Below are 25,100 nucleotides of genomic sequence, written 5' to 3' on the forward strand. Positions count from 1 at the left end.
TGTCGCGACAACAACTTCATGATCGCCGGACGAAAGGGGGTGTAGCGGTGAGTGCGGTGGAGTTGCGCGGGTTCGGGTGGCGGCATGCCGGACGGAAGGCCTGGGCGGTGCGCGGGGTGGACCTGCGCGTCGAGGCCGGTGAGCGGGTGCTGCTGCTGGGGCCGTCCGGGGCGGGCAAGAGCACGCTGCTGGCGGCGCTGGCCGGGCTGCTGCCGGAGGACTCGGGCGAGCAGGAGGGCGTCGTCGAGATCGACGGGCTCGACCCGCGCAAGGCCCGGGAACGGGTCGGCATCGTCTTCCAGGACCCGGAGACCCAGCTGGTGATGGCCCGCTGCGGCGACGACGTCGCGTTCGGGCTGGAGAACCGCGGGGTGCCGGCCGACGAGATCTGGCCGCGGGTGGACGAGGCGCTGCGCCGGGTCGGCTTCCCGTACCACCGCGACCGGCCGACCGCGGCGCTCTCCGGCGGCGAGCAGCAGCGCCTCGCCCTGGCCGGGGCGCTCGCGCTGCGCCCGGGGCTGCTGCTGCTCGACGAACCCACCGCCAACCTCGACCCGGCCGGAGCGGCGTTGGTCCGGCAGGCCGTCGCGGGCGCCGTGGACGTCGACACCACGCTGATCCTGGTCGAGCATCGGGTCGCCGAGGCGCTGCCGCTGGTCGATCGGGTGGTCGTCCTCGAACCGGGCGGCGGGGTCCGCGTCGACGGGCCGCCGGCGGCGGTCTTCGCCGCGCACGGCGACGCCCTCGCCGAGTCGGGGGTCTGGGTGCCGGGCCGGACCGTACCGCCGCGGCACGCCGCCGCGCCGGCCGGGGACCTGTTGCTCACCGCCGACCGGCTCGGCCTGCCGCCAAGGCTGACCCCCACCGATCTCGCGGTACGCGCCGGCGAGGCGCTCGCCGTCCTCGGCCCCAACGGCGCCGGCAAGTCCACCCTGGCCCTGCTGGTCGGCGGGTTGCTGAAGCCCGGCACCGGCCGGGTCACCGCGGCACCCGAGCTGGCCGGCGCCGACGCCCGCACTCCCCCGCACCGCTGGCGGGCACCCGCCCTGGCCGGCCGGATCGGCTCGGTCTTCCAGGACCCGGAACACCAGTTCGTCACCGGCACCGTCTTCGACGAGCTGGCGCTCGGTCCACGCCGGACGGGCCAGCCGGAGGCGGCGGTGAAGGGCATCGTGGACGGCCTGCTGGAGCGGCTCGGGCTGGCGCGGCTGGCCGGCGCCAACCCGTACACCCTCTCCGGCGGCGAGGCGCGGCGGCTGAGCGTGGCGACCGCCCTGGCCACCGCGCCCCGCCTGCTGATCTGCGACGAACCCACCTTCGGCCAGGACCGGCAAACCTGGCGGGAGCTGGTCGACCTCTTCGCCGAGCTGCGCGACGCCGGGCACGGCGTCGTCGCGATCACCCACGACCCGGACTTCGTCGCCGCCCTCGCGGACCGGACGGTCACCCTGGAGCGCCCGTGATCAGCATCGTCGCCGCGCCCGGCACCGACCGGGCCGTCACCCTGGAGCGCCCGTGATCAGCATCGAACCGGTGGCCGCGCCGGGCGCGCCGCTGGCCCGGCGCAACCCGGTGGCGAAGCTGGCCGCCGCGCTGGTCTTCTCCTTCATCCTGATCGCCACCCTGGACCCGGTGGCCCCGGCCCTCGCGATCGCCGTCCAACTGGCCGTACTGCCGCTGTTCGGCATCCGCTACCGGGTGCTCGCCCGACGGGCCTGGCCGCTGCTGGCCAGCGCCGCCGGCATCCTGGTCACCCTGGTGCTCTTCGCCGCCGACCGGTCCGGCCGGGTGCTGGTCGAGGCCGGGCCGGTGCTGGTGACGTCCGGGGTGCTGCTGACCGCGCTGGGCCTGGTGCTGCGGATGCTCGCGGTGGCGCTGCCCGGCGTGATCGTCTTCGCCACCACCGATCCGACCGACCTGGCCGACGCGCTGATCCAGAACGCCAAGGCGCCGGCCCGGTTCGCCATCGGCGCGCTGGCCGCGTTCCGGCTGGTGCCGCTGCTCGGTCAGGAGTGGCAGATGATCAGCATGGCCCGGCGGGCACGGGGCGTGGACGCCGCCCGCAACCCCGTGGCCAAGCTGCGACTCTTCGTCTCGACCGCGTTCGCACTGCTGGTCGGGGCGATCCGCCGGGGCACCCGGCTGGCCGTGGCGATGGACGCCCGTGGCTTCGACGCCGGCACTCCGCGGACCGTCGCCCGGCGGCAGCGCTTCACCCCGGCGGACGGGCTGCTGATGGCCGGGGCCGCGGTGCTGGCCGGCGCGGCGCTGACGGTCAGCATCCTGCTCGGCACCTTCCGCCCGCTGATCGGCTGACGACCGGAGCGGCGGGACTGCGGCGGCCCACGCCTGAACCCGGGGGGTGAGGGGCGGGGGAGCGACGACGAACCACGACCCGGCCCACCGGCGTCCGGTGGTCGCGCCGCACCGTAGCCCGCTCCGTCTTCGGGTGCAGTTGTCGTCGCCGGAGCGACAACAACTGCACCCGAACCGTCAGCTGCGGCGGAAGGCGTGCCGGCGGGTCTGGCTCGCCCGCTGGCCGCGGCCGGCGAAGCGGGCGTCGCGGCCGGGCGGCGGGCCGGCCTTCGGCGGGGGCGGGGTTTCCGCCTGCTTGGTCGCCGGCAGGGCGACCGGCGCCGACGGCGCCACCGCGAGGGTGTCGAGCTCCGGCGGGGTCACGTCGGTCAGGGACGGCCCCGACGAGGGCTTGCGGGACTTCTTCGGACTGCGCTTGGCGGGCATACGCTGCCTCCTTCGGCCAGGACCGGCCGCCGCACGGCGGCTCGGTGGGACAAGCACGGATGAGGTGCCGCTCCGGGGAGGCCCGACCACGAAGGGCGCCGCGACTGAGGCGGCGGTGGCATGCGGACGCCCTGGAGCACGCGGGCCCGCGACGGAAGCGGACCGGCTCGGCAAGGTGGGCGTCAGTTACGCATGCCAGCACGCTAACCGACCGCACCGCCGGCCCGCAGCCGAATTGCTGGCACCATCGGAAGAATGCTGATCGCGTTCTCGATCACCCCGCTCGGCGTGGGTGAGTCCGTCGGCGATCTGGTCGCCGACGCCGTCCGGGTGGTCCGGGAGTCCGGGCTGCCGAACCGGACCGACGCCATGTTCACCACGGTGGAGGGTGAGTGGGACGAGGTGATGGCGGTGGTGAAGCGGGCCGTCGACACCGTCGCCGCCCAGGCGCCCCGGGTCAGCCTGGTGCTCAAGGCCGACCTCCGGCCCGGGGTCACCGACGCGATGACCGCGAAGGTCGCCCACATCGAGGCCCGCCTGGCCGAGGGCTGAGGACCGGCCGCCACCGCGCGTTCACCCGCCGTCGATGTCCGGGCCCGGAGCGCCGTGGAGCGCGATACGGTCGCAGGACGGCAGCCGACGAGAGGTGGCGGTACGCATGGCACAGCGGGCGACGGCGCAGGTCGGCGTGACCGGGCTGGCGGTGATGGGTCGCAACCTGGCCCGGAACCTCGCCCGCAACGGCTTCACCGTGGCGGTGCACAACCGTTCGCCGGAACGCACCCGCCGCCTCATCGCCGAGCACGGCGGCGAGGGCACCTTCGTCCCGTCCGAGTCCCTCGGCGACTTCGTCGACTCGCTGGAGCGGCCCCGGGCGATCATCGTCATGGTCAAGGCGGGCGCGCCCACCGACGCCGTCGTCAACGAGCTGGTGCCCTTGCTGGAGCCGGGCGACATCGTGGTCGACTGCGGCAACGCGCACTTCGCCGCCACCCGGCGCCGGGAGGAGACGTTGCGCGGGCACGGCCTGCACTTCGTCGGCACCGGCGTCTCCGGCGGCGAGGAGGGCGCGCTGCACGGCCCGAGCATCATGCCCGGCGGCTCCGCCGAGTCGTACGCGAGGCTCGGGCCGATGTTCGAGAAGATCGCCGCGCAGGTGGACGGCACCCCCTGCTGCCGGCACATCGGCCCGGACGGCGCCGGCCACTTCGTCAAGATGGTGCACAACGGCATCGAGTACGCCGACATGCAGCTCATCGCCGAGGCGTACGACCTGCTGCGGGCCGGGATGTCGGCGAGCCCGGCGGAGATCGCGGAGATCTTCCGCGAGTGGAACAGCGGCGAGCTGGAGTCCTTCCTCATCGAGATCACCGCGGACGTGCTGGCGCACACCGACGCCGCGACCGGCCGGCCCTTCGTCGACGTCGTGCTCGACCAGGCCGAGCAGAAGGGCACCGGGCGCTGGACCGTGCAGAACGCCCTCGACCTGGGCATCCCGATCACCGGCATCGCCGAGGCGACCTTTGCCCGGTCCCTCTCCGGCCATGCCGACCAGCGCGCCGCCGCCCGCCGGGCCTTCGCTGCCGCTAGCGAGAAGTGGCAGGTCGAGGAGCGGGGGACCTTCGTCGAGGACGTGCGGCGCGCGCTGCTGGCCAGCAAGATCGTCGCGTACGCGCAGGGCTTCGACCACATCCGCGCGGGCAGCCGGGAGTACGACTGGAACATCGACCTCGGCGGCACCGCCACCATCTGGCGGGGCGGCTGCATCATCCGGGCCCGCTTCCTCGACCGGATCCGGGAGGCGTACGACGCCGAGCCGGAGCTGCCGACGCTGCTGGTGGCGCCGTGGTTCGCCGAGACGGTCAACGCCGGGGTGCCGGGCTGGCGGAAGGTGGTGGCCTACGCGGCCCGGGCCGGCGTGCCGACGCCGGCGTTCTCCTCCTCCCTGGCGTACTTCGACGCGCTGCGCGCGGAGCGCCTGCCGGCCGCGCTGATCCAGGCGCTGCGGGACGACTTCGGCGCGCACACCTACCGCCGGGTCGACCGTGCGGGCTCCTTCCACACCCTCTGGGCCGGAGACCGCTCCGAGGTGGAGGCCTGACCTTCAGGCGAGGGTCGCGTGCATCTCCCAGACCAGGATCTCCGCCGGCTCGCTGGCGGCCACCCGCTGGCCGCCGGTCATCGTGATCCGGGCGGCGTCACCCTCATCGAGCCGTCCGGTGCCCTCCAGCGTCACCGCGCCGGCTGGCACGTACAGGTGCAGGAAGGGCGCGTCCGGGAGGGTCACCTCGTCGCCCGCGCTGAGCCGGGCGGCGTGCAGGGTGGCGTACCGGTTGCGGATCCGGATCGCCGACGCGCCGTCGTACCGGTCCATGCCGGAGGCGACCGGGACCAGGCCGCCGCGGAGCAGCTCGTCGCCGATCTCCAGCTGTTCGTAGCCGGGCTCGATGCCCTCGGTGTCGGGGACGACCCACATCTGGACGAAGTGAACCGGCTCGTTGTGCGGGGCGGTGTCCTCCAGCCGCCACGAGTCGTTCTTCTCGGAGTGCAGGATGCCGGTGCCGGCGCTCATCCGCTGGGCGAGCCCCGGATAGATCACCCCGGAGTGGCCGGTGGAGTCCTGGTGCACCAGCGAGCCGCGCAGCACCCAGGTCACGATCTCCATGTCCTGGTGCGGGTGGGTCTCGAAGCCGGTGCCCGGGCGCACCACGTCGTCGTTGTTGACCAGCAGCAGCCCGTGATGGATGTTGGCCGGGTCGTAGTGCCGCGAAAACGAGAACGAGTGCTTCGAATCGAGCCAGGACAGCCGGGTTTTGAACCGGTCCTCGGCCCGGCGGACGTCCACGGCGGGCGTGGGTGCGACGGCCGTCACCAGGCACGCTGCCCGGTCTCGGTGGGCGCCCAGGTCAGCGCCGGTTCGCCGGTGGCCCCCAGCTCGGCGATCTCGCCGGAACGCACGCTCGGGACGTGCCCGAACTCGGCGCAGTGCTGCTCGGCGATCTCCGCGCAGATCTCGGCGACCTGCTCACAGATCGGGCTGCCGAGGTCGGCCGCGTTCAACGCCATGATCATCTTGTACCGGAGATCCCGCATCCCCACCCCCGTGGCGGGCGCGTCCCGGCGGCGCGCCCCTGCGTCGATCGTACGCGGGGGCGCCCCGCAGCCCGGCCCGAAAGCCGGATGCGGGGCGCGGACCGCAGGCCCGGTCAGCGCCGCGACGCTGCGGCGCCGACCGTCGTCGTCACCAGAACCGGCGACGCTTGGCCTTCTGCGGCCGCAGCATGTCGGCGCCCTTGCTGAGCAGTCGGCTCACCCCGGACGGGCCGCGACGGGCCTCGAGGGTGTGGCTGAGCCGACGCGCGCCGGCCGCGGCCAGCGGCACCGCGATCGCCATGACGGCCCACTGGGCAATCCGCTTCTGAATCATCTGGGTCACCTCCGCATGTGTCTGCTGCCCGGATCGGTACCCAAAGTGACGCGTCGGTAAGCCCGGCTCAGATCTGCGGCGCCACCGGATTCGGCAGCGCCCCGCCGAATCGGCGGTCCCGCTGCGCGTACAGCTCGCAGGCGTACCACAGGTGGCGGCGGTCGAAGTCCGGCCAGAGCGTGTCGAGGAAGACCAGCTCGGCGTACGCGCTCTGCCAGAGCAGGAAGTTGGAGGTGCGCTGCTCGCCGGAGGGGCGCAGGAAGAGGTCCACCTCGGGGACCTCGGGGTGGTAGAGGTACTTCGCGACCGTCTTCTCGTTGACCCGGGACGGGTCGAGCCTGCCGGCGGCCACGTCGCGGGCGATCGCGGCCGCGGCGTCGGCGATCTCCGCCTGCCCGCCGTAGTTCACGCAGAACTGCAGGGTCAGCCTCGAGTTGCCCCGGGACATCTCCTCGGCGGTCTGCAGCTCGGAGATGACGCTCTTCCAGAGCCGCCCGGCCCGCCCCGACCAGACCACCCGGACGCCCAGGTCGACCAGCTGGTCCCGGCGGCGGCGGATGACGTCCCGGTTGAAGCCCATCAGGAAGCGGACCTCGTCCGGCGAGCGCCGCCAGTTCTCGGTGGAGAAGGCGTACGCCGAGAGGTAGGGAATGCCCAGCTCGATCGCGCCCTCGATGGTGTCGAAGAGGCTGTACTCCCCCTGCTCGTGACCCTTGGTGCGGGGCAGGCCGCGCTCCTTGGCCCACCGGCCGTTGCCGTCCATCACCACCGCGACGTGCTTCGGCAGCGCGTCGGCGGGCAGCGCCGGGGGCCGAGCACCCGACGGGTGCGGAGTCGGCGCCACCGGCTCACGCCGGCGCACCCTGGTCGATCGGATCACTCGGTCTTCTCCCTGTTCGCACCGTCCGCGGCAGGCCCGACACCGGCTCGCGGCGGGACCACGCCGGGTCCGCCGCCGCCCGGCGGCGGAACCGCGCCGGCCGCCGGGCCACCCCGGTCGACCAGCGGCAGCGAGCGTAGCGCGCGCTCCAGGTGCCACTGCAGGTGCGCCGCGACCAGGCCGCTGCACTCCCGGCGTACGCCGGTCTCGGTGGCGTCGGCGAGCACCCAGTCCCCGCTGGTGAGCGCGGACATCAGGTCGATGGTGGCCGGGGCGGGGTGGGCCGCGCCGGGCGGCCGGCAGTCCGGGCAGACCGCTCCCCCGGCCGGTACGGAGAACGCCCGGTGCCGCCCCGGCGTGCCGCAGACCGCGCAGGCGACGAGCGCCGGCGCCCAGCCGGCCAGCGCCATCCCGCGCAGCAGGTACGCGTCGAGCACCAGCGTGGTGGCGTGGTCGCCCCGGGCCAGCGACTTGATCGCGCCGAGGGTGAGCTGGAACAGCCGCAGCGACGGCTCCCGCTCGACCGGAGTGAGCCGCTCGGCGGTCTCGGCGATCGCGCTGGCCGCGGTGTAGCGGGGGTAGTCGCCGAGGAACCGCTTGCCGTAGAGGTTGATCCCCTCGACCTGACTGATGGTGTGCAGGGAGCTGCCGTGGTTGCCCTTGGGGTCGCCGGCGAGCTGGAGGTCGACGTGGCCGAACGGCTCCAGCCGGGCACCGAACTTGCTGGTGGTGCGCCGGATCCCCCGGGCGACCGCGCGCAGCCGACCGTGCCGGCGGGTGAGCAGGGTGATGATCCGGTCGGACTCGCCGAGCTTCTGCACGCGCAGCACCACCGCGTCGTCGCGGTAGAGCTGTCGGCGGTACCCGGCCATCCGGTCATTCTCCCTCGGGGTGCGATCTCAGGGTCGGTTCGGGGTCCAGCGGCGGCGGAACCCCGATGTGCGGCGCCCGGGGTCGGCCGTAGCGTGCTGGCCATGGCTCTGCACCCCACCGCAGTCACCACCCGGACAGGGATCGCCGTCGGCACGGCTGCCACCCTGATTGTCCTCGCCGGGTGTGACACCCTCTCGTTCCGCCGGCTCGACTACGACAACACCGAGTCGGCCAAGATCACCCGGATCACCGTGCTGCCGGGCTCCGGCGACGTCGTGGTCCGCGCCGCCGGGACGGCCCCCCAGGTACGGATCAAGCGGATGGTCCGTTACCACGGCGACGAGCCCGACACCCGGTACGAGATCAGGGGCGACGAGTTGGTCCTGGACACCGAGTGCGGCCCCGACTGCAGCGTGTCGTACGAGGTCATCGCGCCGGAGGGGGTCGCGGTGCGGGGCGAGACCGGCTCGGGCGACGTGGAGCTGACCCGGGTCGGCCCGGTGGAGATCAAGCTCGGCTCGGGTGACGTCACGGTCACCGGCGCCGCCGGCCCGGTACGCGCCGAGACCGGCTCCGGGAACATCGAGGTGGCCGACGTGGCCGGGACGGTCCACCTGCGCGCCTCCTCGGGCGACATCACGGGTCGCCGGATCGGCGGTCAGGTGGACGCCGAGACCAGTTCCGGCAACGTCACGCTGGAGCTGGACCGGCCGGCGTCGGCCCGGGCGCACGCCTCAAGCGGGGACATCGAACTGGCCGTGCCGGCCGGCCGGTACCGGGTCCGGTCGAGCACCGGCTCAGGTGACGCCGACCTGGGTGTGGCCGACGACCCGACCGCCTCGCTGCTGCTCGACGTCGGCACCGGCAGCGGGAACGTGACGCTCACCCAGCGTTGATCTCGGCGGTCGCCACCTTGGCCGGGCGGCGCGGCGCCGGGATCGCCCGCGTCGCCGCGCCGGCGGGCGCGGGGCCGGCCGGGGCGGCGGCCGCCCGGCCGGCCGGGGTCTTGCGGGCCCCGCCGGGGAGGAGCTCCGGCGGGCGGCGGGCCGCCATGTCCTCGACCCAGCCGACCAGCATGGTCACCAGGCCCACCAGGCCGAAGACCAGTACCACCCGGATCGCCAGGCCGACCGGATCCTGGTGTGACCAGCCGACCACGTCGACCAGCGGGGTGAGCGCCACCACGAACGGCATGTGCCACAGGTAGACGGTGAGTGCCCGCCGGTTCAGCACGGTGACCGCCCGGCCGAGGACGGGGTTCTGGTCCACCCAGGCGGCGCCGGCCGGCGCCCGGCCGATCACCAGCAGGATGAACGCGGCCGACCAGAGGGCGTTGCCGAGGTGGATGTCGTTGAGGTCGTAGCCGCGCGCGCCGGGGTGGGTGAGGATCCAGGACATCCCGGCCGCGCCGAGGACCAGCGCCGCCGGCACGAGCACCCGGTTGCCGAGCCGCCGCAGCAGGCCGTCGTGGTGCGCGAAGCCGAGCAGCCAGGCGCCGAAGTAGAGGCCGAACTCGCGCAGCACCGTCGGCGCGCCCGGCAGGATGCCGAACTCGATCACGGCGAGCAGGGTGTACGGGGCGAGGAGGGTGGGCAGCGGGGCCCGCCGGAACAGCCGAAGGGCGAGCGGCGAGGCGAGGACGAACCACAGGTAGTCCCGCAGGTACCAGATGACGCTCAGCGCCAACGCTCCCCAGCCGTTGGCGGGCGGGTCGCTGACCGGGACTAGCCAGAGCAGCACCTTCGGGGTCAACGGCAGCCCGGTGAGCAGCATGGCCGGTACGAAGACCGCCGCCAGCACCCAGAGCGACGGCAGCAGGCGGCGCAGGCGGCGCAGGACGGCCGGCGTGCCGGTGCGGTCGAGGGAGGCCGCCATCAGCGAGCCGGCAAGCGCGAACATCACCGACATGGCGGGGAAGATCAGGGTCAGCGCCGCCCAACCGGTGACGTGGTAGACGACGACTCGAACGATGGCCAGGAAACGGAGCAGGTCGAGGTATCGGTTTCGCATCAGCCTGCATCTATGTCGGGAGCAGCGGCCTTCTTACCCTCCGATCCGGCCCGATCGACCGATGAGGCGGCCGGGGCGAAAAGTGAAACTTCCCATATTCCCGACCGATTCGGACCATCCGGGCCCGAAGAAACAGCGGGCCGCCGGCCCCATCCGGGAGCCGGCGGCCGGACGTACGGTCAGAAGCCGAGCTTGCGCAACTGCTTCGGGTCGCGCTGCCAGTCCTTCGCCACCCGGACGTGCAGGTCGAGGTAGACCCGGGTGCCGAGCAGCTCCTCGATCTGCCGCCGGGCGTTGGTGCCCACCTGCTTGAGCCGGCTGGCCCGGTGACCGATCACGATCGCCTTCTGGCTTGGCCGCTCGACGTAGACGTCGGCGTAGATCTTCGTGAGCTGCCCCTCGGCGACCATCTCCTCCACCACCACGGCGATGGAGTGCGGCAGCTCCTCCCGGACCCCCTCCAGCGCAGACTCCCGGATCAGCTCGGCGACCAGCACCTGCTCCGGGTCGTCGGTGAGCATGTCGTCCGGGTAGAGCTGGGGCGACTCCGGCAGGTAGCCGGTCATCACGTCCACCAGGGTGTCCAGCTGGTGCCCGGAGACGGCGCTCACCGGCACCACGTCGGTGAACTCGCCCAGCTCGCTGACCGCGAGCAACTGCTCGGCCAGCCGCTTCTTGTCGACCAGATCGGTCTTGGTGACCACGGCCAGCACCGTCGCCTTCAGCGCGGCCAGCTCGCCGGTGATGAACCGGTCGCCCCGGCCGATCGGCTCGTCCGCCGGGATGCAGAGGCCGATCACGTCGACCTCGCTCCAGGTCTGCCGGACCAGGTCGTTGAGACGCTCGCCGAGCAGCGTCCGCGGACGGTGCAGGCCGGGGGTGTCGACCAGGACGAGCTGCGAGTCCGGGCGGTGCAGCACCGCGCGGATGACGTGCCGGGTGGTCTGCGGCTTGGTCGAGGTGATGGCGATCTTCGTGCCGACGATCGCGTTGGTCAGGGTGGACTTGCCGGCGTTCGGCCGCCCGACGAAACAGGCGAAACCGGCCCGGTAGGGACGGGGCTCCTCCGGATCCCGGACGCCGGTCATTCGACCACCGTGCCAAGGACGGTGCCGTCCGGCGCGGCCACGTGGATCGGCGCGTCGACGGAGAGGTCGCGCACCGCGGCGTGCCCGGCGCCGTCGAGCGTCGAGGCCTCGGTCACCACCACGGCGGCCTCCAGCCGGCTCGCGCCGGCGGCCACCGCCGAGGCGACCGCGAGCTGGAGCGCGGTCAACGTCAGCGAGGGCAGCGCGACGCTGGCCGCGGCGTACGTCCGGCCGTCCTGGTCGCGGACCGCCGCGCCCTCCACGGCGCCGACCCGGCCGCGCGCGCCCCGGGCCAGGATGACCAGCTTGCCGTCCTCGGCGCTCAGCTCGGCCGGGTCGGCCTGGGTGGGCCGGGCTGCGGGTACGGCGGGTGACTCAGGCATCGGCGGGTTGCCTCTCCTCGAATCGGGCGTGGTTGCTGCGGGACTCGACGTGCTCGCCGCGCCCCGCGCCGTCCTGCGCGTCGGTCGGCTCGATCCGGCTCACCAGCACAGTGTCGATCCGGTTGCGCCGGCCGGTGGTGCCTTCGGCGATCAGCCGGAGCCCGGACACCTCGGCTTTCGCCCCGGGGATCGGCACCCGGCCGAGCGACTGGGCGAGCAGACCGCCAACCGTCTCCACCTCGTCGGTGGGGAGTTCGGTGTCGAAGAGCTCGCCCAGATTCTCCACCGGGAGGCGGGCGGCGACCCGCACGGCCCCGTCCGTCAGGTGTTCGACCGGCGGACGCTCGACATCGTACTCGTCGGTGATCTCGCCGACGATCTCCTCGAGGATGTCCTCGATGGTGACCAGGCCGCCGGTACCGCCGTACTCGTCGACGACGATGACCAGGTGGTTGCGGGCGGCCTGCATCTCGGAGAGCAGGTCGTCGACCGGCTTGGACTCGGGCACGAAGGTCGCCGGGCGCATCAGCTCGGACACCGGGAGCTGATCGGCCTGCGGATCTCCGCCCCGGGTGCGTCGGATCAGGTCCTTGAGGTAGAGCACGCCCAGCACGTCGTCGACGCTCTCCCCGATCACCGGGATGCGAGAGAAGCCGGAGCGGAGGAAGAGCGCCAGCGCCTGGGAGAGCGTCTTGCCCTCCTCGATCCACACCATCTCGGTACGCGGCACCATCACCTCCCGGGCGATGGTGTCGCCGAGGGCGAAGACCGAGTGGATCATCTGCCGCTCGCCGTGCTCCACCACGCCGCGCTGCTCGGCCAGGTCGACCAGCTCGCGCAGCTCCACCTGGGTGGCGAACGGCCCCTCCCGGAAGCCGCGCCCCGGGGTGACCGCGTTGCCGATCAGGATCAGCAGCGAGGCGAGCGGGTTGAGCGCCCGGCCCAGCCAGCGGACCAGCGGCGCGACCGTACGGCCCACCGCGTACGCGTGCTGCCGGCCGATGGTGCGCGGGGCGACGCCGACCACGACGAAGCTGACCACGGTCATCGCGCCGGCGGTGACCAGGGCGGCCCGCCAGCCGGCGCCGAAGGTGTCCACCGCGACCAGGGCGACCAGGGTGGTGGCGGTCAACTCGGCCAGCAGCCGGACCAGGAGCAGCAGGTTGAGGTGGCGGACCACGTCACCGGCGACCGCCTGGAGGGTACGCGCGCCACGCACCCCGTCCCGGGCCAGCTCGGCGGCCCGGGCCGGGGAGACGGCCGCCAGCGCCGCCTCGGTCATCGCGATGAGGCCGGCCAGCACCACCAGCCCCGCCGCGAAGACGATGAGCTGGAGGTCGGGCAGGCCGGCGGCGGCTCCGGCCGCCAGGGTGGTCATCACCGGGACCGGGTCGACCGCCAGCTGGCCAGCAGTCGGGCCTGGAGCGTGAACATCTCCCGCTCTTCCTCCGGCTCGGCGTGGTCGTAGCCGAGCAGGTGCAGCACGCCGTGCACGGTGAGCAGGTGCAGCTCGTCGGCGGTGGAGTGACCGGCGGTGGCCGCCTGCTTGGCCGCCACCTCCGGGCAGAGCACGATGTCGCCGAGCAGGGCCGGCTCGCCGCCCGCCGGGGCGGTCTCCCCCGGACCGTGGTCGACGCTGCCCTCGTCCATGGGGAACGCGAGCACGTCGGTCGGCCCCTCGCCGCCCATCCAGCGGTGGTTCAGCTCGCTCATGTAGTCGATGTCGACCAGCAGCACGGAGAGCTCGGCGAGGGGGTTGACCCCCATCTCGTCGAGGGCGTGCCGGGCGACGGCGAGCACGGCGTCGGTGTCGACCTCGACACCCGACTCGTTGGCGATCTCGATGGACAACTGTCTTCCTCTAGTGGATTAGCGGCGCCGGCCGGCCCGGCCGCCCTGGGCGGTCCGCCCGGGCACGGCGTGCACGTTCTGCGCCTGCTGGTTCTCCCGCTCGGCGTCCCAGCGGGCGTACGCGTCGACGATCTCCCCCACCAGCTTGTGGCGGACCACGTCGGAGCTGGAGAGCTGGGCGAAGTGCACGTCGTCGACGTTGGACAGGATCTCCCGGACCACCCGCAGGCCGCTGGTCGTCCCGCCGGGAAGGTCCACCTGGGTGACGTCACCGGTGACCACGATCTTGGAACCGAAGCCGAGCCGGGTGAGGAACATCTTCATCTGCTCGGGCGTGGTGTTCTGCGCCTCGTCGAGGATGATGAACGCGTCATTGAGGGTGCGGCCCCGCATGTAGGCCAGCGGTGCCACCTCGATCGTGCCGGCGGCCATCAGCTTCGGGATGGACTCCGGGTCGAGCATGTCGTGCAGCGCGTCGTAGAGCGGGCGCAGGTAGGGGTCGATCTTCTCGTTGAGCGTGCCGGGCAGGAAGCCGAGCCGCTCCCCCGCCTCGACCGCCGGCCGGGTCAGGATGATCCGGTTGACCTGCTTGGCCTGGAGCGCCTGGACGGCCTTCGCCATCGCCAGGTAGGTCTTGCCGGTGCCGGCGGGGCCGATGCCGAAGACGATGGTGTGCGCGTCGATCGCGTCGACGTAGCGCTTCTGCCCGAGGGTCTTGGGACGGATGGTGCGCCCGCGCCGGGAGAGGATGTTCAGCGTCAGGACCTCGGCGGGCCGCTCGGCGCTGCCCTGCTCGAGCATGCCGACGGTACGCCGGACGGCGTCAGTGGTCAGAGTCTCGCCTTTCTCGATGAGTTCGAGCAGCTCACTGAAGAGGCGCTCGGCGAGGGCGTTGTCCGCGGGGACACCCGTGATGGTGATCTCGTTGCCACGCACGTGGACGTCACTGTTGACCGAGCGCTCGACGAGTCGCAGGATCTCGTCGCCCGCGCCGAGCAGGTTGACCATGATCTTCGAGTCGGGGACCGTGATCCTGGTTTGCGCCTGTGGCGGGCCGGGAGGTGGGGTGTCGGTCATAGGTCGGGCCGTCGGGCCCTGAGCCACCTGCTCTCGATCTAGGTGCCGGGCCCTGCTGGCGCGGCGTTCAGTTCCACCCATCGTATCGGTTCAACACCGGACGCACCTCGCCCATTTCGGGTGGTCGGAGATCATCTCCCGGCGCGGAAGTCGTACCCGTCAAAGGTCTCCTGAGCGGGGGTGAAGCGGTAGGTGGCCCAGTGCATCCGGACCACGACGCCGCGCTCGTCCCGGGTCAGCCGGAGCAGCTCGCCGACCTCCCGCCCCGCGACCGTCCGGAACACGTCCGGCGAGTCAGGCACCGGGGCGAAGACCGCCGGGGGCTTGCCGGCCGGGTCGTCCGCGCCGCGGGCCCGCAGCGTCCCGCCGTGCCAGGAGAAGACGTACTCGAAGCCCTCGCCCCACCAGCGGCCGAGCATCCCGCGCAGGTGGTCCGGGGCCGGCGCGCCCGGGCGCCACGGCTCGATGTCGGCCGGGTCCTGCTCGGCGGACGCGGCGAGCAGCCGGTGCGGCAGGTCGAAGACGTCGACGCCGGTGCCGGAGGAGCCGAGCACGGCGCAGCCCATCGCGCCCGCGGTGCCGTCGCCGCCGCGCCGGCCGTAGACGGCGGCGAGGAAACCAGGCATGGCTCCGTCGTGCCCCACGTGCATCACCCGCTGCGGCTGCGGCACCAGGATCAGGCCCAGCCCGAAGCCGCCCGACCAGAGGGTCTCGTCGGTGGTGGTGTGCGGCCAGCGCATCTCGTCGAGGGTGGTCTGGGCGAGCACCGCCCCGGCCGGGTCGAGCGCCACCGGGTCCGCCAGGAAGGCGGCCCAGCGGGCCATGTCGGTCGCGGTGCTCCAGAGCTGCGCGGCGGGGGCCACCGCGCCGAAGTCGGTCGGCGGCTCCGGGTGAGCCTCGTCGGAGTACGCGTCGACCAGGAACCCGGTCGCCGCCCGCTCGCCCGGCGTGACACCGGTGGCGGTCAACCGCAGCGGGATGAGCACCCGCTCGGCCAGCACCTCCGCCCAGGTGCCGCCGCGCAGCCGGCCGACCAGCTCGCCAAGCAGCGCCATGCCGAGGTTGGAGTAGTGGTAGCGGCGGCCGGGAGGCAGCACCCGCTCGACCCGGGTCAGGTCGGCGATCAGCTCGTCCACGCCGGGCGCGCGCAGGGTGTCCCAGACGTCGCCGTGCGGCTCCCGCTGCAGGCCGGCGGTGTGCGACAGCAGCCGGCGTACGGTCAGCTCACCGTGCGCCGGCAGGTTGAGGTGCCGGCCGATCGGGTCGTCCAGGTCGAGCAGGCCGTCATCGCGGCACTGCATCACCAGCACGGAGGTGAAGGTCTTGGTGACCGAGCCGATCCGGAACACGGTCTCCGGGCCGAGCGGCGTGTCGTTTCCGGCGTCGCCCACCGTGCAGGTCCAGATCGGCCGGTCGGCCCGGTGCAGGGCGGCCGACACCGCCGGCACCCGGCCCTGAGCCTGCACCTGCCGCACCATGCGGCCCAGCCGGTCGTTCACCGTGATCATGTGAGCAGTGTAAGGAGCGGGCCGAGGTCTACTCCTCAGCGGCAGAGCATCGGGCCGAGCGGCGCGCCGCCGAACAGGTGGGCGTGGACGTGGAAGACCTCCTGGCCGGCGTACGCCCCGGTGTTGAACATCAGCCGGAAGCCGTCGGCGAGCAGCCCCTCGTCCTCGGCCACCGTGGCGGCCGTGGCCAGCACCTCAGCGGCCAGCCCCGGGTCGCCCTGGGCGAGGGTGGCCACGTCGGCGTAATGCTCCTTCGGAATGACCAGCACGTGGGTGGGCGCCTTGGGGTTGATGTCCCGGAAGGCGAGCGTGGTGGCGGTCTCCCGCACGATGTTGGCGGGGATCTCCCCGGCGACGATCCGGCAGAACAGGCAGTCGGTTCCCATCCGGGCATGTTAAGCGGCCGGGCGGGACCGCGCGGCGGGTCCACCGGGTGCGCCGGGGCATGATGTCCGGCGTGACTTCTCGGGCGGTACTGGTGACGGGGGCCTCGCGCGGCATCGGGCGCGCGGTGGCGAGGGCATTCGCGGTGGGCGGCGACCGGGTGGCGATCCACCACCGGGCCTCGGCGGAGCTGGCGGAAATGCTGCGCGACGAGCTGCCCGGCGAGGGGCACGTGGTGGTCCCGGGCGACCTGGCCGACCCGGACGCGGTCCGGGCGATGGTCGACGAGGCGGCGGACCGCCTCGGCGGGCTGGACGTGCTGGTCAACAACGCCGGCGTATACGGCCCGCGGGACCTGCCGCACCCGGTCTTCGGCGCCTCCTACGAGCAGTGGCGGGAGCAGTGGCGGCTGGTGCTGGAGACCAACCTGACCGGCGCGGCCAACGTGACCTGGTGCGCCGCCCAGCACATGCGCGAGCGGGGCGGCCGGATCGTCAACGTCTCCTCTCGGGGCGCCTTCCGCGGCGAGCCGCAGCAGCCGGCGTACGGGGCCAGCAAGGCCGGGCTGAACGCGCTGGGGCAGTCGCTGGCGCTGGCCCTCGCCCCGTACGGCATCGCGGTGGCGACCGTCGCGCCCGGCTTCGTCGAGACCGACATGACCACCGACCACCTCAGCGGCGAGCGCGGCGAGGCGATCCGGGCGCAGAGCCCGTTCAACCGCGTGGCCCGCCCCGAGGAGATCGCCGCCGCCGTCCACTGGCTCGCCTCCCCCGAGGCCGAGTGGGCCTCCGGCACCATCGTCGACCTCAACGGCGCCTCCTACCTGCGCAGCTGACCCCGCCAATTTCCGCGATCTTGCACTTTCGGTGACCCTTTCGAGCTGTTTTGCGGCTTACGCGGCCACCACAACTGCAAGATCGCGCAGAGGGGCCGGGGTTACCAACGGCCCAGGCGGGTGGAGAGGACGGAGAGGGCGGCGACGCCGGCCGTGGAGGTGCGCAGGACGGACGGGCCGAGACGGACCGGGCGGGCCCCGGCCTCGGTGAACGCATCCAGCTCGCGGTCGGCGATGCCCCCCTCCGGGCCGACGACCAGCACAATCTCGCCGGTGGCGGGCAGCTCGGCGGTGGTCAGCCGTTCCTCCGCCTCCTCGTGCAGCACGAACGCCGCAGCGGCCCCAGCGATCCGGCGGGCCACCCGGGCGGTGGACTCGTCCGGCGCGCCGGCCACCACCGGCAACCAGGCCCGGCGGGCCTGCTTGGTCGCCTCCCGCACGGTCGCCACCCACTTCTCCCGGGCCCGTACGCCGCGGTCACCGCGCCAGAGGACGACCGAGCGGTCGGCCGCCCAGGGCACGATCTCGTCGACGCCGACCTCGGTCATCGCCTGCACCGCCAGCTCGCCCCGGTCCCCCTTGGCGATGCCCTGCACCACGACCAGGCGCGGAACGGGCGCGTCGATGTACCCGCGGGAAGTGATCTCGAGGTCGAGGGTGCCCTTGCCGACGGTGATGATCACCGCGGCGGCCGTGCCACCCCGCCCGTCGGCGAGCAGCAGTCTTTCGCCGGGCCGGAGCCGCTGCACGGTGGCGGCGTGGCGCCCCTCGGAGCCGTCGAGGGTCAGCCGGTCGGCGGTGGGCAGCGACTCGACCAGGAAGAGCGGCGCGGACACGATCCACAGGCTATCGGCCCCGGCGCTGGCCGGGGCCGATAGCTGCCGGGTCAGGCGTGCCCGTTGAAGGCGTCACGCATCCGGGAGAAGAAGCCGCCCTGCTTGGTCAGCTCGGCGACCTCCTCGCCCCGGGTCTTGGCGAACTCGCGCAGCATCCGCTCCTGCTCGGCGTCGAGCTTGGTCGGGGTGCGCACGTCGAGGTGGACGTAGAGGTCGCCCCGGCCGGTGCCGCGCAGGTGCGGCACGCCCCGGGCGCGCAGCCGCAGCGTGCTGCCCGGCTGGGTGCCCGGCTTGACGTCGACGGTCTCCTCGCTGTCGAGGGTCTTGATGGTCAGCCGGGTGCCGAGCGCCGCGGCCGTCATCGGCACGGTGACGCGGCAGTGCAGGTCGTCGCCCTTACGGGAGTAGACGTCGTGCGGCCGCTCGTGGATCTCCACGTAGAGGTCGCCGGCGGTGCCGCCGCCCGGGCCCACCTCGCCCTGCTGGGCCAGCCGGATCCGCATGCCGTCCTCGACACCCGCGGGGATCTTGACGGTCAGCGAGCGGCGGGTCCGCACCCGGCCGTCGCCGGCGCAGGTCGGGCAGGGGTGCGGGATGGTGGTGCCGTAGCCCTGGCAGACGGTGCACGGCCGGGCGGAGACCACCTGCCCGAGGAAGGTGCGCTGCACCGACTGCACCTCGCCCCGGCCGCCGCACGCCTCGCAGGTGGCCAGGTGGGTGCCGGCCGCCGTGCCGGCGCCGGAGCAGGTGGTGCAGAGGACGGCGGTGTCGACGGTGATCGGCGCCTCGACGCCGAACGCGGTCTCCTGCAGGTCCAGCTCCAGCCGCAGGATCGCGTCCGCCCCCGGCCGGGTACGCGGCCGCGGGCCCCGGCCGCCGCCCGCAGCGCCGCCGAAGAACGCGTCCATGATGTCCTGGAAGCCGACGAACGGCCCGCCAGCGCCGGGACCACCCGGGCCGCCGGCGCCCCCGCCGCCCGGGGCCAGCGGGTCGCCGCCCAGGTCGACGATCTGCCGTTTCCGGTCGTCCGAGAGGACCTCGTACGCGGCGTTGATGTCCTTGAACTTCTCCTGTGCCTCCGGGTCCGGATTGACATCCGGGTGGAACTGCCGCGCCAGCTTCCGGTAGGCGCGCTTGATCTCGTCGTCGGAGGCGTCCCGGCTCACACCGAGAATGCCGTAGTAGTCCCTGGCCACTGCGTTCCGTGTCCTCATGTTTCGTCTCGCGTCGCGCCGGTCGGCGGCCGGAGCCGGCCGTCGGCCCTGACTGGTCAGTTCTGGGCCAGCAGTTCGCCCACGTAGCGTGCCACGGCCCTTACCGTGGCGATGTTGCCGGGGTAGTCCATCCGGGTGGGCCCGAGCACGCCGAGGCCGCCGACGATGGTCGCGCCCGGGCCGTACCCGGTGCTGACGACGGAGGCGGCACGCAGGTTGTCGATCTCGTTCTCGTCGCCGATCAGCACCCGGGTCGTGCTCGTCTCGGCCTCGCCGATGAGCTTGAGCAGCACGACCTCCTCCTCGAGCGCCTCGAGGATGGGCCGCAGCGAGCCCTGGAAGTCGAGCAGGCCACCCCGGGTCAGGTTGGCGGTGCCGGCCAGCGCGATGCGCTCCTCGTGCCGTTCCACCAGCGTCTCCAGCAGCACGGTGGAGAGCGTGGTCATGGCCGGGCGCAGGTGCGGTGCGGACTCGTCGACCAGCGTCTGCACCAGCGGCGGGGTGTCGGACAGCCGGGTGCCGACCAGTTTCTCGTTGACCAGCTGGCGCAGGTCGGTGACGTCGTCGGCGGGGACCGGCGCGGGCAGCTCGACCAGCCGCTGCTCGACCCGCCCGGTGTCGGCGATCATGACCAGCATCAGCCGGGTGGTGGAGATCGGCACCAGCTCCAGGTGGCGGACCGAGGAGCGGGCGAGGCTCGGGTACTGCACCACGGCGACCTGCCGGGTCAGCTGGGCCAGCAGCCGGACGGTGCGGTGCACCACGTCGTCCAGGTCGACGGCGCCGACCAGGAAGCGCTCGATCGCCCGGCGCTCGGCGGGGCTGAGCGGCTTCACCCGGGACAGCCGGTCGACGAAGAGCCGGTAGCCACGGTCGGTGGGCACCCGGCCTGCGCTGGTGTGCGGCTGCCGGATGTAGCCCTCCTCCTCCAGCACCGCCATGTCGTTGCGCACCGTCGCCGGGGAGACGCCCAACTGGTGCCGCTCGACGAGGGCCTTGCTCCCCACCGGCTCCTGGGTGGCGACATAGTCCTCGACGATCGCGCGCAGCACGGCGAGCTTGCGGTCGTCGAGACCCATCTCCCACCTCCTGACGCACCTGGACCCGCCGGCGACGCCGGCCGACGTCTGGCACTCGAGTGTATTGAGTGCCAGTCTACGTCGGCCCGGCCGCCGACGCGATGATCAAGCCGGACCCGGGGTGCGTCATCGCCCACCCTCCGGGTGGCCCGATCGTCCGGTCAACCCGACCGGTGCGCTCTGGTGCGCCCTTGCGGGCGGCCCCTACCGTGACGCCCATGACTGAACCACCTCGCCCTCCCGGAGCGGGGGACCCCGGCACCCCGTCGCCGGACCCGACCCCGCCGTCGGCACCGCTCGGCTCGTCGGCAGACGAGCCCCCCACCGCACCACTGTCCGGGGCACCGGGCGGGGGCGGCTATCCCCCGCCCGGCGGGTATCCGCCGCCCTCCGGTGGCCAGCCCCCGTCGGGTGGCTACCCGCCCCCGGGCGGCTATCCCCCGCCGGGCGCCGGCTATCCGACCGGCGGCGCCTACGGCCCGCCGCGGGGCTACGCCAACAACGAGGACAAGACCTGGGCTCTGATCGCGCATTTCGGCGGCGCCGCGGCGATGTTCGTCAGTGGCGGCGTGCTGGGCTGGCTTCCCCCGCTGGTCGCCATGCTGGCCCGGGGGAACCAGTCGCCGACGGTGCGCCAGCACGCGGTCGCGGCGCTCAACTTCCAGCTGCTCTGGTCGATCGTCGGCCTGGTCGGCTGGCTCCTGGCCTGCATCGCGATCGGGTTCATCGCGGTCGGCGCGGCGGTCATCCTCGGCATCATCTTCGGCGTCCTCGCCGGCGTCAAGGCCAACGAGGGCGAGCTGTACCGCTATCCGATGAGCATCAGCCTGGTCAAGTGAGTCCCGGCCGGCCTTCCGGGCCGGCCGGCAACTCCCGTTCAGGGCAGCAGGTCGCGGACCACCGCGTCGGCCAGCAGCCGCCCGCGCAGGGTGAGCACCGCCCGCCCGGCCGCGTACTCCGGGCCGGAGAGCAGGCCGTCGGCCAGCGCCCGTTCCGCGCCGGCCCGCCCGGCGTCGTCCAGCACCTCCAGCGGCAGCCCGGAGGCGAGCCGCAGCCGGAGCATCACGTCCTCCATGTGCGTCTCGTCGGGCTGGAGCACCTCCCGGGCCAGGCCGGGTGACGCGCCGGCGGCCAGCCGCTGGGCGTACGCCGTCGGGTGCTTGACGTTCCACCAGCGGACGCCGCCGACGTGGCTGTGCGCCCCCGGCCCGAGGCCCCACCAGTCCGCGCCGGTCCAGTAGAGCAGGTTGTGCCGACACCGGGCGGCCGGCGTCCGGGCCCAGTTGGAGACCTCGTACCAGGAGAAGCCGGCCGCGCCGAGGGCGGCCTCCGCGGCCAGGTAGCGGTCCGCCGCCACGTCGTCGCTCGGGAACGGCAGCTCGCCGCGGCGCATCCGGGCGGCCAGCCGGGTGCCGTCCTCCACGATCAGGGCGTACGCGCTGACGTGGTCGACCCCGGCGGCCACGACCTGGTCGAGGGAGGCGGTGAAGTCCTCCGCGCTCTCCCCCGGCGTGCCGTAGATCAGGTCCAGGTTGACGTGGTCGAACCCGGCGTCCCGCGCCTCCAGCGCGGCGGCCGTGGCCCGGCCCGCGCTGTGCTTCCGGTCGAGGACGGCCAGCACCCCCGGCGCGGCGGACTGCATGCCCAGCGAGATCCGGGTGTATCCGGCGGCGCGCAGCGCCTTGAGCGACTCCGGGCTGACCGACTCGGGGTTGGCCTCGGTGGTCACCTCGGCGTCGGGGGCCAGCCCCCAGGTGCGGTCGATGCCGCCCAGGATCCGGGCCAGGTCGTCGGCGGCCAGCAGGGTCGGGGTGCCACCGCCGACGAAGACGGTGTCCACCCGCGGCGGCGGGGAGTCGCCCAGCACCCGGCTGGCCAGCGCCAGCTCGGCCAGCACGGTGTCGGCGTACGACTCGCGGCTGGCCCCGCCGCCCAACTCGGCCGCCGTGTAGGTGTTGAAGTCGCAGTAGCCGCAGCGGCTGGCGCAGAAGGGCACGTGCACGTACACGCCGAAGCCGCGCGCGCCGACCGCGCGGGTGGCGGTGGCGGGCAGCGATCCGTCGCGCGGAACGGATTCACCTTCTGGAAGAGCGCTGGGCATGACCACTAGTGTGCCCCGCATGACCTCTCCGGACGCTCTCGTGCGGGTCGCCACGGCCCGTGGGGTGACCACCCTCACCCTGGACAGCCCGCACAACCGCAACGCGCTCTCCACCCCGCTGATGACCGAGCTGCTGGCCGGCCTCACCGCCGCGGTCGCGGATGACGCGGTCCGGGTGATCGTGCTGGACCACACCGGTCCGGTCTTCTGCTCCGGGGCGGACCTGAAGGAGACCGCCGCCGCGTACGCCAGCGGGTCCGTGCCGGCCCGGATGCTGGGCGACGTGCTGGTGGCGGTACGGGAGTGCCCGAAGCCGGTGGTGGCGAAGGTGGCCGGGCCGGCACGAGCCGGTGGGCTCGGCCTGATCGCGGCAGCCGACCTGGCCGTCTGCGCCGAGGAGGCCACCTTCGCCTTCACCGAGGTGCGGCTCGGGGTCATCCCGGCGGTGATCTCCGCGACCGTGCTGCCGCGGCTGCAGCCGCGGGCCGCCGCCGAGCTCTACCTGACGGGGGACACCTTCGACGGTCGCCGGGCCGCCGAGATCGGCCTGGTCACCGCCGCCGTGCCGGGGAGCGGGCTGGCCGCGGCGGTCGAGCGGTACTGCGCGTCGCTGGTCCGCGGGGCACCGAGGGCGCTGGCGGGCACCAAGGAGCTGCTGCGCCGGCCGGCCGCCACCGACCTGCGGACGGAGATCGCCGAGCTGTCCGCGCTCTCCGTTGGATACTTCCTCTCCGAGGAGGGCCGCGAGGGGGTGCTCGCGTTCCGCGAAAAACGGGACCCGGCCTGGGTGCCGGCCTCGCCGGAGTGACGGCCGATCGCCCATCGTGGCGGGACGGTGACGGAACGGGAGGCAACCGGTCGGACGACCCGTACGGCGTTCCGGGGAACGTACGCTTGTCGGATCGTCGAACAGGGGGTGCGGGTGCAAACTCGGGCAATCGTGGCAGGCGGGGTGGTAGTGGCGGTCGTCGCCCTCCTCGGGGTCTGGCTCGTGGTCCGGCAGTTCGGGCACCAACTCCAGCTCCCGGTGGCCAGCCGCACCTGCACTGTGCAGGCCGACGGGCGGGTCGTGCTCGGCGCCGACCAGATGGCCAACGCGGCCACCATCGCGGCGATCGGCGTGCAGCGGCAGATGCCCGAGCGGGCGGTGGTGGTGGCGCTGGCCACCGCGTACCAGGAGTCGCACCTGAGGAACATCGCCCACGGCGATCGGGACTCGCTCGGCCTGTTCCAGCAACGCCCGAGCCAGGGCTGGGGCACGCCGGAGCAGATCCGGGACCCGCGCTACGCGGCGAAACGGTTCTACGCCGCGCTGAAGAAGGTCAAGGGCTGGGAGGGGATGCGGGTCACCGAGGCCGCCCAGCGGGTGCAGCGGTCGGCCTACCCCGAGGCGTACGAGAAGTGGGCTGACGAGGCAGCGGTCCTGACCCGCGCGCTGCTCGGCGACGCGACCGGCGCGGTGGCCTGCACGGTCGGACCGACGCCGACGATGCGCGGGCAGGCGGCCGCGACCGCGCTGATCCGCGGGCTGACGATGGACTGGGGGCTGCCGGGCGTCACCTCGCCGACCGATCTGACCGGGCTGGCCGTGCCGGCCGCGGACGCCCGCAACGGCTGGCGGTACGCGCACTGGCTGGTCTCCCACGCCGAGGACCACGGCGTGAAGCGGGTCCGCTTCGGTGATCTGGAATGGACCGCCAAGCAGGGCACCTGGGCGAAGGTGAGCGACGACCGGGCCGCCCGGACGCAGGTGCTGGCAGAAGTATTCGCCGACACGTAGGCCGCCGGACCGGCAGCCGGCGAGGGGCCGGCCCGGCAGGGTCAGGAACGGCTGCCGGTGAGCCGGCGGCGCACCTTCTCCCGGATCGGTTCGGGCAGATCGGACACCTCGAGCAGCCGAGGCAGCAGCTCCGGTTCCAGGGTCAGCGCCCGGAACATCTCGCCGATGGTCACTCCGTGCGCGGGGCGCTCCACCACCTCGACCGGGTCGCCGGCGCCCGCCTCGCCCTCCCGCAGCACCCGCAGGTACGCCCCCGGTGCGGCGCGGGCGGTGAACCGCTTGATCAGGTCGGGCATGCCCCAGAACCCGGCGAAGGTGGCACACGGGATGCGCGGCTTGGTGATCTGGAGCAGCGCGGAACCGACCGCCCACTGCTCCCCGATGACCGCCCCGGTCACGTCGACCGCGTACGTGGTCAGGTTTTCGCCGAAGCCACCCGGCCGGATGCCCCGGCCCAGCTCGGCCGCCCACCACGCGGCGTCCTCCTCCGCGTAGGCGTACACCGCCTGGTCCGGACCGCCGTGGTGGGCCCGCTCGCCGATGAAGTCGCCGGCCACCCCGTCGACCCGCAGCAGCACCGGCCCGTCCACCGGGCGCTTGTCGATGCCGGTACGACCGCTCGCGTCGCCCGCCCACTCCGCCTCGGTCACCACGGCGAGGTTCACCGCCGCCAGCCTGCCCGTCATGGGGTCAGCCTAGCCGTGGCGCGGACGGGCCGGACAACGCATGATCAGCCCTTGACAGCACCGGCGACCAGGCCGGAGACCATCCGGCGCTGCACCAGCAGGAAGAAGACGATCACCGGCAGGGTGAAGAGCGTCGAGGCGGCCATCACCGAGCCCCAGGCGGTGTCGTCCCGCCCGAAGAAGTAGGTCATCGCCACCGGCAGGCCGCGCCGTTTGGCACTAACCTTCTGCGCCGCACCTAAGTAGGAAAAATTCCTTTACGACAGGGGGTAGTCGCGCGGCAGGGCGAACGGACCGTATCGCAGGCGGCAGGGCGGGAGGCAAGCCTGCCTCCGGGCAGCTCGGG

Annotated in this window: 29 protein-coding genes; 9 read left to right on the forward strand and 20 right to left on the reverse strand. The window is 73.4% G+C overall.

Annotation, left to right across the window (positions count from 1 at the left end; translation table 11 throughout):
- Nucleotides 1-47 precede the first annotated feature (47 nt).
- Together GA0070624_RS30930 and GA0070624_RS30935 are read left to right on the forward strand one after the other, a co-directional pair.
- Nucleotides 48-1,463: an ABC transporter ATP-binding protein gene (locus GA0070624_RS30930; RefSeq protein ID WP_091346801.1), complete on the forward strand. Its 1,416-nt coding sequence runs from the start codon at nucleotides 48-50 to the stop codon at nucleotides 1,461-1,463.
- A gap of 52 nt (nucleotides 1,464-1,515) precedes the next feature.
- Complete coding sequence (locus GA0070624_RS30935) at nucleotides 1,516-2,316, forward strand: energy-coupling factor transporter transmembrane component T family protein (protein ID WP_091346803.1); 801 nt, start codon at nucleotides 1,516-1,518, stop codon at nucleotides 2,314-2,316.
- 177 nt (nucleotides 2,317-2,493) lie between these two features.
- Here GA0070624_RS30935 and GA0070624_RS30940 read toward each other — a convergent pair whose 3' ends face one another.
- Nucleotides 2,494-2,742, reverse strand: coding sequence for a hypothetical protein (locus GA0070624_RS30940; RefSeq protein WP_091346805.1), 249 nt, complete (start codon nucleotides 2,740-2,742; stop codon nucleotides 2,494-2,496).
- Nucleotides 2,743-2,997: 255 nt separating this feature from the next.
- On the opposite strand from GA0070624_RS30940, the gene GA0070624_RS30945 reads away from it, so the two are divergent.
- Nucleotides 2,998-3,294 carry an MTH1187 family thiamine-binding protein gene (locus GA0070624_RS30945; RefSeq protein WP_091346808.1) on the forward strand — a complete coding sequence of 99 codons (297 nt, stop codon included), beginning with the start codon at nucleotides 2,998-3,000 and terminating at the stop codon, nucleotides 3,292-3,294.
- Nucleotides 3,295-3,400: 106 nt separating this feature from the next.
- Nucleotides 3,401-4,843, forward strand: a complete 1,443-nt coding sequence (gndA, locus tag GA0070624_RS30950) for an NADP-dependent phosphogluconate dehydrogenase (RefSeq protein WP_091346810.1) — start codon at nucleotides 3,401-3,403, stop codon at nucleotides 4,841-4,843.
- Nucleotides 4,844-4,846: 3 nt separating this feature from the next.
- Here gndA and GA0070624_RS30955 read toward each other — a convergent pair whose 3' ends face one another.
- From GA0070624_RS30955 to recO, 5 genes are all read right to left on the reverse strand, one after another.
- Nucleotides 4,847-5,614, reverse strand: coding sequence for a pirin family protein (locus tag GA0070624_RS30955; protein ID WP_091346811.1), 768 nt, complete (start codon nucleotides 5,612-5,614; stop codon nucleotides 4,847-4,849).
- Nucleotides 5,611-5,835: a thioredoxin reductase gene (locus tag GA0070624_RS30960; RefSeq protein WP_091346813.1), complete on the reverse strand. Its 225-nt coding sequence runs from the start codon at nucleotides 5,833-5,835 to the stop codon at nucleotides 5,611-5,613. The genes GA0070624_RS30955 and GA0070624_RS30960 overlap by 4 nt, the downstream gene beginning before the upstream one ends.
- A gap of 148 nt (nucleotides 5,836-5,983) precedes the next feature.
- A complete protein-coding gene (locus GA0070624_RS30965; RefSeq protein ID WP_091346815.1) occupies nucleotides 5,984-6,169 on the reverse strand; it encodes a hypothetical protein in 186 nt (61 codons plus the stop codon).
- A gap of 67 nt (nucleotides 6,170-6,236) precedes the next feature.
- Complete coding sequence (locus GA0070624_RS30970) at nucleotides 6,237-7,013, reverse strand: isoprenyl transferase (RefSeq protein WP_176732074.1); 777 nt, start codon at nucleotides 7,011-7,013, stop codon at nucleotides 6,237-6,239.
- Nucleotides 7,014-7,045: 32 nt separating this feature from the next.
- Nucleotides 7,046-7,921 carry a DNA repair protein RecO gene (gene recO / locus GA0070624_RS30975; protein WP_091346819.1) on the reverse strand — a complete coding sequence of 292 codons (876 nt, stop codon included), beginning with the start codon at nucleotides 7,919-7,921 and terminating at the stop codon, nucleotides 7,046-7,048.
- 102 nt (nucleotides 7,922-8,023) lie between these two features.
- Here recO and GA0070624_RS30980 point away from each other — a divergent pair, with 102 nt between their 5' ends.
- Nucleotides 8,024-8,818, forward strand: coding sequence for a DUF4097 family beta strand repeat-containing protein (locus tag GA0070624_RS30980; RefSeq protein ID WP_091350215.1), 795 nt, complete (start codon nucleotides 8,024-8,026; stop codon nucleotides 8,816-8,818).
- On the opposite strand, the gene GA0070624_RS30985 is transcribed toward GA0070624_RS30980, so the two are convergent.
- From GA0070624_RS30985 to GA0070624_RS31020, 8 genes are all read right to left on the reverse strand, one after another.
- A complete protein-coding gene (locus tag GA0070624_RS30985) occupies nucleotides 8,805-9,932 on the reverse strand; it encodes an acyltransferase family protein (RefSeq protein WP_091346821.1) in 1,128 nt (375 codons plus the stop codon). The genes GA0070624_RS30980 and GA0070624_RS30985 overlap by 14 nt on opposite strands.
- Before the next feature lie 179 nt (nucleotides 9,933-10,111).
- A complete protein-coding gene (gene era / locus GA0070624_RS30990) occupies nucleotides 10,112-11,020 on the reverse strand; it encodes a GTPase Era (RefSeq protein ID WP_091346824.1) in 909 nt (302 codons plus the stop codon).
- Nucleotides 11,017-11,403 carry a cytidine deaminase gene (locus GA0070624_RS30995; RefSeq protein ID WP_091346826.1) on the reverse strand — a complete coding sequence of 129 codons (387 nt, stop codon included), beginning with the start codon at nucleotides 11,401-11,403 and terminating at the stop codon, nucleotides 11,017-11,019. Before GA0070624_RS30995 ends, era begins: the two co-directional genes overlap by 4 nt.
- Nucleotides 11,396-12,805, reverse strand: a complete 1,410-nt coding sequence (locus GA0070624_RS31000) for a hemolysin family protein (RefSeq protein ID WP_176732075.1) — start codon at nucleotides 12,803-12,805, stop codon at nucleotides 11,396-11,398. Before GA0070624_RS31000 ends, GA0070624_RS30995 begins: the two co-directional genes overlap by 8 nt.
- The gene (ybeY, locus tag GA0070624_RS31005; protein WP_091346831.1) at nucleotides 12,781-13,254 is read right to left on the reverse strand and encodes an rRNA maturation RNase YbeY; all 474 of its coding nucleotides are present in this window, start codon (nucleotides 13,252-13,254) and stop codon (nucleotides 12,781-12,783) included. The genes GA0070624_RS31000 and ybeY overlap by 25 nt, the downstream gene beginning before the upstream one ends.
- An 18-nt stretch (nucleotides 13,255-13,272) precedes the next feature.
- Nucleotides 13,273-14,331, reverse strand: a complete 1,059-nt coding sequence (locus GA0070624_RS31010; protein ID WP_091346833.1) for a PhoH family protein — start codon at nucleotides 14,329-14,331, stop codon at nucleotides 13,273-13,275.
- A 131-nt stretch (nucleotides 14,332-14,462) separates the two neighbouring features.
- A complete protein-coding gene (locus GA0070624_RS31015; RefSeq protein WP_091346835.1) occupies nucleotides 14,463-15,839 on the reverse strand; it encodes a serine hydrolase domain-containing protein in 1,377 nt (458 codons plus the stop codon).
- A gap of 35 nt (nucleotides 15,840-15,874) precedes the next feature.
- Nucleotides 15,875-16,225, reverse strand: coding sequence for a histidine triad nucleotide-binding protein (locus GA0070624_RS31020; protein WP_091346837.1), 351 nt, complete (start codon nucleotides 16,223-16,225; stop codon nucleotides 15,875-15,877).
- 71 nt (nucleotides 16,226-16,296) lie between these two features.
- Here GA0070624_RS31020 and GA0070624_RS31025 point away from each other — a divergent pair, with 71 nt between their 5' ends.
- A complete protein-coding gene (locus GA0070624_RS31025; protein WP_091346839.1) occupies nucleotides 16,297-17,058 on the forward strand; it encodes an SDR family oxidoreductase in 762 nt (253 codons plus the stop codon).
- A gap of 101 nt (nucleotides 17,059-17,159) precedes the next feature.
- On the opposite strand, the gene GA0070624_RS31030 is transcribed toward GA0070624_RS31025, so the two are convergent.
- The 3 genes from GA0070624_RS31030 to hrcA all read right to left on the reverse strand — a co-directional run bounded on the left by GA0070624_RS31030 (nucleotide 17,160) and on the right by hrcA (nucleotide 20,187).
- The gene (locus tag GA0070624_RS31030; RefSeq protein ID WP_091346841.1) at nucleotides 17,160-17,894 is read right to left on the reverse strand and encodes a 16S rRNA (uracil(1498)-N(3))-methyltransferase; all 735 of its coding nucleotides are present in this window, start codon (nucleotides 17,892-17,894) and stop codon (nucleotides 17,160-17,162) included.
- Nucleotides 17,895-17,944: 50 nt separating this feature from the next.
- Nucleotides 17,945-19,090 carry a molecular chaperone DnaJ gene (dnaJ, locus tag GA0070624_RS31035; RefSeq protein WP_176732077.1) on the reverse strand — a complete coding sequence of 382 codons (1,146 nt, stop codon included), beginning with the start codon at nucleotides 19,088-19,090 and terminating at the stop codon, nucleotides 17,945-17,947.
- 74 nt (nucleotides 19,091-19,164) lie between these two features.
- On the reverse strand, nucleotides 19,165-20,187 hold the full coding sequence (hrcA, locus tag GA0070624_RS31040; protein WP_091346845.1) for a heat-inducible transcriptional repressor HrcA: 1,023 nt from the start codon (nucleotides 20,185-20,187) through the stop codon (nucleotides 19,165-19,167).
- Nucleotides 20,188-20,405: 218 nt separating this feature from the next.
- Between hrcA and GA0070624_RS31045 the strand changes: the two genes are divergently transcribed.
- Nucleotides 20,406-21,026 carry a DUF4870 domain-containing protein gene (locus GA0070624_RS31045; RefSeq protein ID WP_091346847.1) on the forward strand — a complete coding sequence of 207 codons (621 nt, stop codon included), beginning with the start codon at nucleotides 20,406-20,408 and terminating at the stop codon, nucleotides 21,024-21,026.
- A 38-nt stretch (nucleotides 21,027-21,064) separates the two neighbouring features.
- Here GA0070624_RS31045 and hemW read toward each other — a convergent pair whose 3' ends face one another.
- Nucleotides 21,065-22,288 (reverse strand): radical SAM family heme chaperone HemW, encoded by a 1,224-nt coding sequence (gene hemW / locus GA0070624_RS31050; RefSeq protein ID WP_176731939.1) that lies wholly within the window; start codon nucleotides 22,286-22,288, stop codon nucleotides 21,065-21,067.
- 19 nt (nucleotides 22,289-22,307) lie between these two features.
- Here hemW and GA0070624_RS31055 point away from each other — a divergent pair, with 19 nt between their 5' ends.
- Both GA0070624_RS31055 and GA0070624_RS31060 read left to right on the forward strand, forming a co-directional pair.
- On the forward strand, nucleotides 22,308-23,096 hold the full coding sequence (locus GA0070624_RS31055) for an enoyl-CoA hydratase family protein (RefSeq protein ID WP_091350219.1): 789 nt from the start codon (nucleotides 22,308-22,310) through the stop codon (nucleotides 23,094-23,096).
- A gap of 108 nt (nucleotides 23,097-23,204) precedes the next feature.
- The gene (locus tag GA0070624_RS31060; RefSeq protein WP_176731940.1) at nucleotides 23,205-24,068 is read left to right on the forward strand and encodes a hypothetical protein; all 864 of its coding nucleotides are present in this window, start codon (nucleotides 23,205-23,207) and stop codon (nucleotides 24,066-24,068) included.
- Between the two features lie 41 nt (nucleotides 24,069-24,109).
- Here GA0070624_RS31060 and GA0070624_RS31065 read toward each other — a convergent pair whose 3' ends face one another.
- Nucleotides 24,110-24,754: an MOSC domain-containing protein gene (locus GA0070624_RS31065; RefSeq protein WP_091346851.1), complete on the reverse strand. Its 645-nt coding sequence runs from the start codon at nucleotides 24,752-24,754 to the stop codon at nucleotides 24,110-24,112.
- Nucleotides 24,755-24,798: 44 nt separating this feature from the next.
- Nucleotides 24,799-24,945, reverse strand: a complete 147-nt coding sequence (locus GA0070624_RS31070; protein WP_245719074.1) for a hypothetical protein — start codon at nucleotides 24,943-24,945, stop codon at nucleotides 24,799-24,801.
- Nucleotides 24,946-25,100 lie beyond the last annotated feature (155 nt).

This window comes from Micromonospora rhizosphaerae (assembly GCF_900091465.1).
Classification (GTDB): domain Bacteria; phylum Actinomycetota; class Actinomycetes; order Mycobacteriales; family Micromonosporaceae; genus Micromonospora; species Micromonospora rhizosphaerae.